The organism is Chryseobacterium sp. HNCC26DJ241 (assembly GCF_057180505.1).
Map to the genome: position 1 here is coordinate 1 of NZ_JBXUGL010000056.1, position 10,576 is coordinate 10,576.

5 protein-coding genes are annotated in these 10,576 nt (G+C 33.6%); all 5 read left to right on the forward strand.

The window, feature by feature from the left end:
* A partial coding sequence (locus tag AC2A1C_RS15365; protein WP_484026800.1) for a sensor histidine kinase occupies positions 1–283 on the forward strand: 283 nt, incomplete at its 5' end.
* Between the two features lie 362 nt (positions 284–645).
* Positions 646–2,640, forward strand: coding sequence for a hypothetical protein (locus tag AC2A1C_RS15370; RefSeq protein ID WP_484026801.1), 1,995 nt, complete (start codon positions 646–648; stop codon positions 2,638–2,640).
* Between the two features lie 4 nt (positions 2,641–2,644).
* The gene (locus AC2A1C_RS15375; RefSeq protein ID WP_484026802.1) at positions 2,645–3,109 is read left to right on the forward strand and encodes a T9SS type A sorting domain-containing protein; all 465 of its coding nucleotides are present in this window, start codon (positions 2,645–2,647) and stop codon (positions 3,107–3,109) included.
* Between the two features lie 55 nt (positions 3,110–3,164).
* Positions 3,165–9,713 (forward strand): RHS repeat-associated core domain-containing protein, encoded by a 6,549-nt coding sequence (locus tag AC2A1C_RS15380; RefSeq protein ID WP_484026803.1) that lies wholly within the window; start codon positions 3,165–3,167, stop codon positions 9,711–9,713.
* A 443-nt stretch (positions 9,714–10,156) separates the two neighbouring features.
* Entirely contained in the window at positions 10,157–10,384 is a 228-nt protein-coding gene (locus AC2A1C_RS15385; protein ID WP_484026804.1) for a hypothetical protein, read from the forward strand.
* The last annotated feature ends 192 nt before the right edge of the window (positions 10,385–10,576 follow it).

Genomic DNA, 10,576 nt, shown 5'->3' on the forward strand with positions numbered 1-10,576 from the left:
TTTAAATGAAACAATCAAAATAAATATTTACAGAATTTTGCAGGAATTGCTGAATAATATTTCCAAACATGCCGGAGCTACCGATGTAGAGCTTACAATTAACAAAGCTGAAGATAATATTAATATTATTTTAACTGATAACGGAATTGGATTCGACCACGAAAATAAAAGCGGTATCGGACTAAAGAATATCCGAGAAAGATTGCAGTCTATCTCAGCAAAATTCAAAATGGATTCTATCCCAAATCAAGGAACGACTGTTATTATTGATGCGAAAATGTAATTTGAGCAATTAAATATACTGATACTCTAAGCTTACATTAGATAATGATTCTTTTCTTTATCCCAAATCTTTCATAGATTATTTTTAAATTTTGTATTGTTTTTTATGTAGAAACAATGCAAAATCAGAAAAGAAGCCCTCAGTTACTTTTAATACGTCAAGTTTTGACGTATTGACAAATTATGTTTGCAAACAAACAGTTATACAAAAATACCACTCAGAAATTTTTTTAGTAGTTAAAAAATCAAAAAAATACCTGTTCTATGGTATATTTTGTAGTTGGAAAATGAGATAATTTTGACAAATTATTCTTGTTCGCTCCAACCATAATCTATTTTGTTTATAATGAAAATTTACATACAATGAAAAAAATTATTTTAAGTTTAGGACTTTTATCTGCAGGTTTGGTATCTGCACAAATTTATACTCCAAATGGAACAGTAGCCGGAACAACCACCAACTCTTCCACAGGCAATGTGGGAGTAGGAACCACTAATCCGCAAGCGGCATTAGATGTACAGGGAAGGATACTATTAGGTGAAGGAGGACCTGTTTGGGGAGCAGCAATAAGGACTTACGATACTTATTGGGCTAGAGGTTACAATTTCCTTGATACCACAGGTACCCAAAATATGGGAGGCTTTGGAGCGGTTGGCCCAAAAGATAATATAGATTTTTTTTATATTGGGAAAGAATATAACAATAATATTGCACGTTTCTATCCTGGAAATAATCAAAGTACTTTCTATGGGGAAATATTCTCAAATATATCTTCTAATGAAGGAGGAAGTATATCATTTTATAATCCATTAAAGACAGGAACTAAAGCAAACCGATGGTCAATTTATAATATGACAGGAGGATATGGAGATGGTCTTCAGTTTTGGAGTTACTCTCAGGATGGATCTGATTACGGATCACGTATGACATTATCTGACAATGGCAACGTAGGAATAGGCGTCACCAATCCTCAAAATAAACTAGATGTAGGAGGTTTTATATCATCAAAAATTACTGATCCTACTATTATATCTACAAATAAGTCGGGATATATAATAGATGAATTAGGAACAAATGTATTCGAATTATCCTATGCAAGAGATGGTTTAGGTCTATTGAAAATGAAAACACTACACAATAATGCGATGACTTTCGGCACAGACAATACTGAAAGAATGCGAATTACAGGAGATGGCAACGTAGGAATAGGTACAACCAATCCGCAAGCGAAGTTGCAAGTAGTGGCACCATTAAATGATGCAAACGATGGAGGATTTATATTAGGAAGTACAAGCGAACCAAATTTAAGGTTTGGAAATAATATGCAATATTCGTGGATGCAAAGTCACTATAGTCGCCCCCTGTATATAAATCCTTTAGGTAATAATACTATTTTAAATAGAGATTCTGGCAATGTAGGAATAGGCACCACCAATCCACAAGCAAATTTACATGTAATGGGAGAACAAATTATTCAAAGTTATTCCCCTCTTTTAACGCTGAGAAGAAACACTTCTAATGGAGGGTTTATTCAAGGTATACAAACCCAGTTAGAGAATGGAACAAACAATTGGTTTTTCGGAAATCTACATGAGTCTTCTTTTGTGGTTTCAAAAGGAGATTATACAGGAATATTATTTAGTATTTTGAATAATGGTAATGTGGGAATAGGTACCACCAGTCCCCAAGCAAAATTAGATGTAAATGGAACAGTACATTTTTCAGGTTTACCTACGGCTACTACCAATACAACTTATCTAACAATGGATGCCAATGGCTATGTACAGACACAAACCGGAGTTCCAAGTGGCGGTAATAATGTTTGGTATGTATCTGGAACTAATTCAACTCCTGCTACAGCAAATACAGATGATATGTATGTAATGGGAAAAGTAGGAATAGGAACTCAAGGTTTAACACCTGAGTACGCATTAGACCCTTCTAAACTTATAGTTAAAGGTCATATTCATGCAGAAGAAGTAAGAGTAGATTTAAGTGTTCCAGCAGATTATGTATTTGAAAAGTATTATACAGGTAATTCTACTTTAAAATCTGATTATACAATGCCTACTTTAGCTGAAGTTGAAAAGTACACAAAAGAAAATAATCACTTACCGAATATTCCTTCTGCACAGGAAATCAAGGAAAAAGGACTGCAAGTAGGAGAAATGACGAATCTTTTGTTGCAAAAAATAGAAGAGCTTACGCTTTATACTATTGAGCAGAATAAGGAAAACAATGATCAATCGGAGCTTATTAAAAAACTTCAAGCAGAAAATAGTGATTTAAAACTTCAGTTAGAAGAGATCAAAGAATTAAAAAAACAAGTTCAACAAATTCTTTCTTCCAAAAATTAAACATATGAAAGCAAAAATATTCTCCTTATTTTCTTTGTTCATTGGATTTCTTGGCTTTTCCCAAACGGAAGTCTATTTCAAATATGATGAAGCCGGAAACCAAAGATATCGTGGAACGAACGCAAATGCTAAACAAGCTCAGGAGTCTGTAAAAGAGATTACGGAAAATTTAATTCAGGAAAATCAAACTGTTTCTCCCGATAAAGAATTCTGGAATGAAATAAGGATTTACCCAGTTCCGGTGAAAGATATTTTAACCTTAGACTGGAGTGATAAAGCAAACGAGCTTATTGACAATGTAAGTTTGTATGAACAAAATACCATCCACTGGAAATTCCAGCAGCAAAATCTTCCTAACCTTAATAAACATGTAGAAATTGACATGACTCATTATTATATGGGAGTTTATGTACTTACTTTCACATTGAAGGATGGTAGAATTTTCACTAAAAACATCCTCAAGGAATAACTATTTCTCCTATTTATTTTTCTCAATCAATCTATTATTCATAAACTCATTACTTATGAAAACGCTATACTCATTATTTATATCGCTTATTTCTATATTCGGATATTCCCAAACGATATTACATCAACCGGAAACGGTTTCCAGAACAGTCCAGGATCCACAGACAGTGGTTCTTACTCCCGGTTTTGTGGCTACAAACGGAGTTTCGAATCCTTTTGTGGCCAAAGTAGGCCCTTCTACAGATAATTCAGGAGGTGGACCGATAGATTCCGGAGCGGGAGCCAATAATCCTTCCGGAACGACATCTCCGCAAGGACAAAGTTTTCATGATACAAGAGGAAATATAGAAGTTAATGGTAGTGGTCAATTGCAATTTACACTACCTATTGCTTTACCTCCCGGTGTGAAAAGTGTGGCTCCGCAAATTAATTTGATGTATGTTGGTGGTTCCGGAAATGGAATTGCAGGATATGGATGGAATATTTCGGGCATTACAGCTATTTCAAGAGTAGGTAAGAATATTGAAAAGGATGGTGAGGTAAAAGGAGTTCAGTTGGATTATTCTGATTATTATAGCTTTAACGGGCAACGATTGATTTTAAAATCGGGAGAATATGGAAAAGATGGAGCAGAATATGTTCCTGAAAAATATTCCAATATTAAAATTAAATCTTTAGGAAGTATTTCAGGACAGATTTGGCAAGGGCCTGAATATTGGGAAGTCACTTTTGAGGATGGCTCACAGGCTTGGTATGGAACTCAAACATCTAATGATGACAATGCCACAACTCCGGTAGAATATAATATAGTAAAATGGAAGGATCCGCAAAGTAATTATATTACTTATCATTATATGAAATTTAACAATGTAGCTTTAATTTCAGCTATAGAATGGGGAGGAAATGAGACTTTAGGAAAACCACATTTTAATGAAATGCTATTTAATTATATCTCAAGAAATCTTAAAGAACAATCTTATATAAATGGGGTTTCGTTTGTTCAAGAGAAATTATTAGGTAATATAATAGTTAACACCAATAATTCCTCATTTCAAAAATATTTTATTGATTATATACAAAATGGAAATTATCAGTTTGTCAATAAAATAACAAAATACAATTCAGAAAATGTAGCTGCTAATCCAGTTATATTCTCATACCCAAATTTTGTTTCAGCACAAATAGACTATAATGGAGTTTTACCTTATAATAGTGACTCTTTCGATAATGTCAAATTTACTGGAGATTTTAACGGAGATTCTTATCTGGATTTTATAATGAATAATGGTAATGTAAAGCTAGGTGCTTTTAATGATGCATATCAGGAGATTTTAACAGGTAAAGTCTTTAATACGGAAGCCAAAGTTGTTAACACATTACTTGATGAGGAAGGTCAGATTTATAACGGAAATGGTATTGTCCAATATGAAAATAATAATGTTGTAGGGTATGTTTTTAGAAACAATGTATTTGTTAAAGTTTTTGAAAAACCGATTCCGGCATTGTGTGTAACATGTACAACAACACCTACTATAAATGAAGGAGACATAAATGGAGATGGAATGTCTGATATATTTCTTACTTTAGTCAGTGGTCCTTTTGTAGACAGATACATCATAGATCTGAAAAATGTAAATGCTCCTATTTCTACCTATTCAGGAGGGTTTGCTTTTAATGAAAATTCATATACCAATCAAAAATATATGGATGTTGATGGAGATGGGAAAGTTGAAGTTATCAATGTTTCAAACACAGACTATACTATATTCGAGTTTGTAAAAACATCTCCTAATCAATATCTTAAAAAAATAAAATATACAGGTAACTTGGTTGAAACGAAAGATCAGGATTTCCCGGTACTTTTTGGAGATTTTAATGGAGACGGAAACCTTGATTTTACAATTCCTACTACAGATGACCAAGATACTGATAACTGGAGATTTTATATGGGTGTAGAAAATGGATTCCAAAATATATTAAAAACAAATTTTCTTAAATACAGAAAACCGGCGCAAGTATCACCTTTAGCTTTGATTGACTATCATTTTTATTCTATTTCAGATATTAATAAAGATGGAAAATCAGATATCGTTTTCATATACTCTAAAAACAAAGTTGGAAATGTAGGCAATAGTGGAAATGCATTATGGAGGACCTTACAATATGAAATTAAAACGATGCTTGCAAATGGAGGTACAGATTTTATAGCAGGTTTTGGTACTACAAGTCCATCTTATAATGTAGGAGGTGCTGAGCAAGGATTATTCCAGCCTTTGACCAACCCCATCAAATCAAATAATAATTACTACGATATTTTTGTGTTCAAAAATACAAGAGTACATAAATATAAAACACAAACTTCTTTAGCAGAACTGTCAAGAATCAAATCAATTAATCAGACAGGAGTTACAACATTGGCAGACTATTTAGAAGTGATTCCGAATAATGCAACTCTCCCTAGTTTTTATCAAAAAATAAAAAAGCAATATTATCCATATTTCTCGTTAAACAGAATGGATCAGTCTTATGCCGTGGTACAGCTTCAACAGGAAGGAAAAAAGCAGGACTTCCGTTACAGAGGAATGACCGGGCATTTACAGGGCAAAGGTATAATCGGTTATAATCAAACCGCTCGCTCTTCATGGTATGCTAATGGATTTGAAAATACAAAAATATGGTCTGGAGTAGAAATAGATCCACTAAACGAAGGTCTTCCTGTAAAAGAATGGAGTATTAGAACCAATGATGAAACGAAAATATTCCCAACGGATATTTCTGAGAATAATAACCAGTTACTCAGTTTTAAATCGACAATATATCAAACAGATAAGCTTTTAAACGGAACAGTTGTTACAACTATTGCAGATGCAGACAAGCCTAAGATTGTAACAGCCATAATTCCAAAAAGTAATTTAACCAAAGACTTTTTAACAAATACCATTACTACCAGTACGATTACTTACGGAGATTATTATCTTCCTTCACAAAGTGTCTCCAATGTTAATAATGGATATGGAATCACTACATCCACATTTGAATATATCCACAATCCATCAGGAACAGGTTCCGATTATTATATTGGTCGTCCAAAATCAAAAATCAATATAAACCAAGCATACGGTGACACTAAATCTGCCAAAGAAGAATATGTTTATGAGAATAATTTATTAAAAACCTTAAAAACTTGGAACAGGGATAATTCAGGATATTTACAGGAGACGTATACTTATGATGGTTTTGGAAATATTACGCAGAAAATAACCAGTAATAGTGTAGATTCCCAAACCCAAACTACTCAAAATCAATATGATCCGAAAGGAAGATTTGTCATCAAGAAAACAGATAATCTAAATTTAGAAACCAATATTACATATAATGATTGGGGACAAATCCTTACCCAAACCGATCCTTTAGGAAATATTCTCACCAATACTTATGATACATGGGGAAAATTATTAACTTCCAAAACCAACTTAGGAGGCACTACTACATACCAATATGAAAGAGACAATAATTCTAATGTAATTGTAACACAAAATGATTCGGATGGTGATGTTTCCAAAAAATTCACCAATAAACTAGGCCAAGAATATAAAGTTTCGACTAAGGCATTCGGTCAGGGACAGTATGTTTCCAAAGAAACTCAGTATGATGTTTTAGGAAGAAAAACCGGTGAAAGTGAACCTTATTTTGATGGACAAAATGCTAATCAATGGAGCACTATTACTTACGACGATTCAGTATTCCCTGCCAAAGTAACAGCTACTGCATTTACCGGCAAGCAAATGGAAACCTTAGTTTTTGGAAATACTACTACTGTAAAAGAACTTAGCGGATATAACCGCACTACTACCAAAACTATGGATGCTTTAGGAAATGTAGTTTCTACCACTGACAAAGGAGGGACCATCAATTTCTCTTACAATGCAGCAGGAGAGCAGATTAAAGCTCAATATGCAGAAAATATTGTCACAACTAAGTATGATTCATGGGGAAGAAAATCGGAATTCAACGATCCTTCCAATGGAGTTTATAAATATGAATATGACGGATTTGGACAACCTACTAAAATCATTAGTCCAAAAGGAACAAAAGAATATATTTATAATAATTTAGGCCAACTTATCACTCAGAAAGAGCTTTCTACAACCGATAATGGACAAGCTACCAATAAAAATATTTCTTTCTCTTATGATAACAAAGGAAGAATAACTTCAAGAACGGGAACTTCCAAAGGAAAGACTTATAGTTCCAACGTTGTGTATGATCCGCAGGGAAGAGTATTGTCTTCATCCGAGAGCAGTAATGGAAAATATTACATTCAGAAAGGAATCACCTATGATGATAAGGCAAGAGTTATTTCTTATGAAAAACAATTGTATTCTTCAGGAGTACTTACTAAAGTTACCATAGAAAATGTATACAATACTTGGAACGGAGAGTTGAGCCAAGTGAAAGATAAAAATTCAGGTAAAGTATTGTGGTCACTTATAGAAACCAATGCAAAAGGACAGGTATTAAAAGCCAATCTCGGTAAGTCCAGAATAAATAATACGTATGATAATAACGGGTTTTTAACAAATATTAATCATGAATATTGGCTTCAGCTACAAGGTGCACCAAGTATATTGCAAATCTCGTATTCTTTTGACGCTATTAAAAATGAACTTAAGAACAGAGTAACAGGAGGAGATTTCAATATTTTGGAAACCTTCACATATGATGATAATAATCGTTTAACAGAATGGACTAATCCGGTAACAGGACAAAATTCCAAAAATATCTATGATATTAAAGGAAGAATTCTGGATAACGACCAGGTAGGAACCATGAAGTATGAAAATTCTGCTAAAATTTATCAGCCCACCGGAATGACCTTAAATGCAGTCGGAACTCAGAATTATAATAATGACCTGATCCAAAGCATTGCTTATAATGAGAATAACGATCCTGTATTCATCAATGGAGAAAAAGGAGATGTAGCGTTCCAGTATGGACTAACAAGCATGAGACAACGTGTTACCTATGGAGGGAATTTTGATCCGGATCAGGAAGGAAAGTTCACAAAATTCTACAGTGAAGATGGAAGCTTTGAAGTACTGAAAGATAACCTAACCGGAAAAGAAAAACATATTTTGTATATAGGAGGAAGTCCTTATGAAAGCAATATTGTATATTTGAAAGATTTTACAGAGAGCAGCGGTTCTTATAAATTTTTGCACAAAGATTATTTAGGAAGTGTTCTGGCTATTAGTGATGAAGCAGGAAACAAGCTAGAGCAGAGACATTTCGATGCATGGGGTAATTTCACCCATTTACAGATAGGAAACGGAGCTATTATTACCGATAAAAATATCATTAATAATACTGCTTTATTGATAGATAGGGGATACACCAGTCACGAACATTTTGCAGAAGTAGGCATCATCCACATGAATGGAAGATTGTATGACCCTTTGTTAAGAAGGTTCCTCAATGCCGATGAAAATATTCAGGATCCTACCAATACCCAAAACTATAACAAGTACGGATATGTAATGAATAATCCACTGATGTTCAGCGATCCGAGTGGAGAAGTTTTTCAATTTCTAATAGCTGCGGGTATATCACTTTTTTGGTCAACAGTAATTACAGGTGCTATTATAGGAGTAGCATTGGGAGCTGGAATGTATGCAATTCAGGCTGCAATGTCTGGAAGTTGGAGCTGGGGAGGTTTTGCAAAATCTATTTTATTTGGAGCAGTATCTGGAGCAGCAGGGGGTGCTGTATCAGGTTTATTTACTGCAGGCAGCGTTATTGGTTCTGCAATGAGTGGTATGGCAGGAGGGCTTTCTCAAGGAATATTAAATACTTTTGTTAATGGGGAAAATGCAAACGGAATTTTGCAAGGGGCTATAACAGGATTTTTAGGAGGGGCAGTAGGAATGATTGGTGGAGGAACACTTGCGTCCAATATAGCTTGGGGAGCAGGAACAGGCGCTTTAGTGGGTGGAGTTGGTTCTGTATTAGCTGGAGGAAATTTTTGGCAAGGTGCAATGACTGGAGCAATAACAGGAGCAGCATTTGCGGCAGTCACTTCTAGTATTGAGATGTTTAGAAATTACAAAGACGGGTATGGCTTTAGAACTAATACAGGCGTCGTAAAAAATTTAGTAGAGCAAGCCAATGTAAATGGTTCAATAGATCAATTAAAAGCACAGAAAGCAATAGATTTTGTAAAAAGCAGATATAATTTGCAAGCGGAAATAACTTATGATAGTGCATTACAAGAATATGGTAGTACAAATGTTAATACAGGAAATATTAGAATAGGAGATAGAGCCTTTAGTTCGGCTTCTATGTTTAAGGCTACAATTTCTCACGAATATTATCATTCTACGTTAGATAGGGTCTATGTTATGGGTAAAGGATATGAATGGAAAGATAGTAGAATGTTTTCACCTGATGGATATGTAGGATATAAAGGTGAGATTGAGCTTGCAGGTAAGCTGCATACAGGATGGGAAGCATTAGGTGCAACATTTAAAGGTGAAGCATTAAATCCTGTATGGAAAAATATGTCATTTTTCTCTAAAGTGTTTAAAACAATTCCTTTAAGATATTAATAATAAGTATTTTAATACTTGTCGATGTTTTAAATATAATAAATTACAGTATTGATTTTCAATACTGTAATTCTATAAAATTAGATAAAAATAAAATTTGAAGTGCTATTTTGTGTAGCAAGCTTAGAAGAAATAGAAAATACGCTACTTAAAATATTAAAGATCATACACAGTTTTTCACATATATTGTCAATATAATAATGTATCAAAAATGTTGTTCAATCACTCTCATCGTCCTACATCTGCCATAACTCCTCGAAATCTCTGGGGAATTATTATTTTTGATAAATTCAGTGTGTTAGAAAGTTTTTGAGTGAAATTGAAGTTGCTACCTTTCAGTACAAATTTATAAAGCCCAATCTATGAAATAATACCCTTTTTATGGTATGTTTTCAAGCGGGCATTTTCTGTAGGTTTGTTGTTCAATTTTAAATAACAATAATATGAACGCAAAAAAGCAGTATTCAGAAAAACTGATCATGAATGAAACGGAACTATTAAATGAGTTCCAAATGGAAGAACTTGAACAAAGATTCGAGATGAGATCTTGGTTCGCTAATGAACAAACCATTGAAGTTGAACCAGCTCAAGGAGAAACATATTTACCAGATGGAGAAGGAAATGTTAGCCAAGAAACTTGGTATGGTGTTGGAGTAACCTGGACTTTCTAAAATCAGTAATAACTGCAAATTATTCATTGATTTGCAGTTTTTTTATCATTTTACCATATGAAAGAGATTGCCACTTTTCTGTTATTCATTAATATTACTTTTTTATCTGCGCAGATAAAGATAAAAAATGGATTAGACCTCTTTCATAATAGATTATTTATCTTAGCGTCATGACTTATGAAGACTTGAATA

Excerpts from the sequence above, each read along its gene's own strand:
- AC2A1C_RS15370 (WP_484026801.1), top strand. The coding sequence starts at position 646 with ATGAAAAAAATTATTTTAAGTTTAGGACTTTTATCTGCAGGTTTGGTA.
- AC2A1C_RS15375 (WP_484026802.1), top strand. The coding sequence starts at position 2,645 with ATGAAAGCAAAAATATTCTCCTTATTTTCTTTGTTCATTGGATTTCTT.
- AC2A1C_RS15380 (WP_484026803.1), top strand. The coding sequence starts at position 3,165 with ATGAAAACGCTATACTCATTATTTATATCGCTTATTTCTATATTCGGA.
- AC2A1C_RS15385 (WP_484026804.1), top strand. The coding sequence starts at position 10,157 with ATGAACGCAAAAAAGCAGTATTCAGAAAAACTGATCATGAATGAAACG.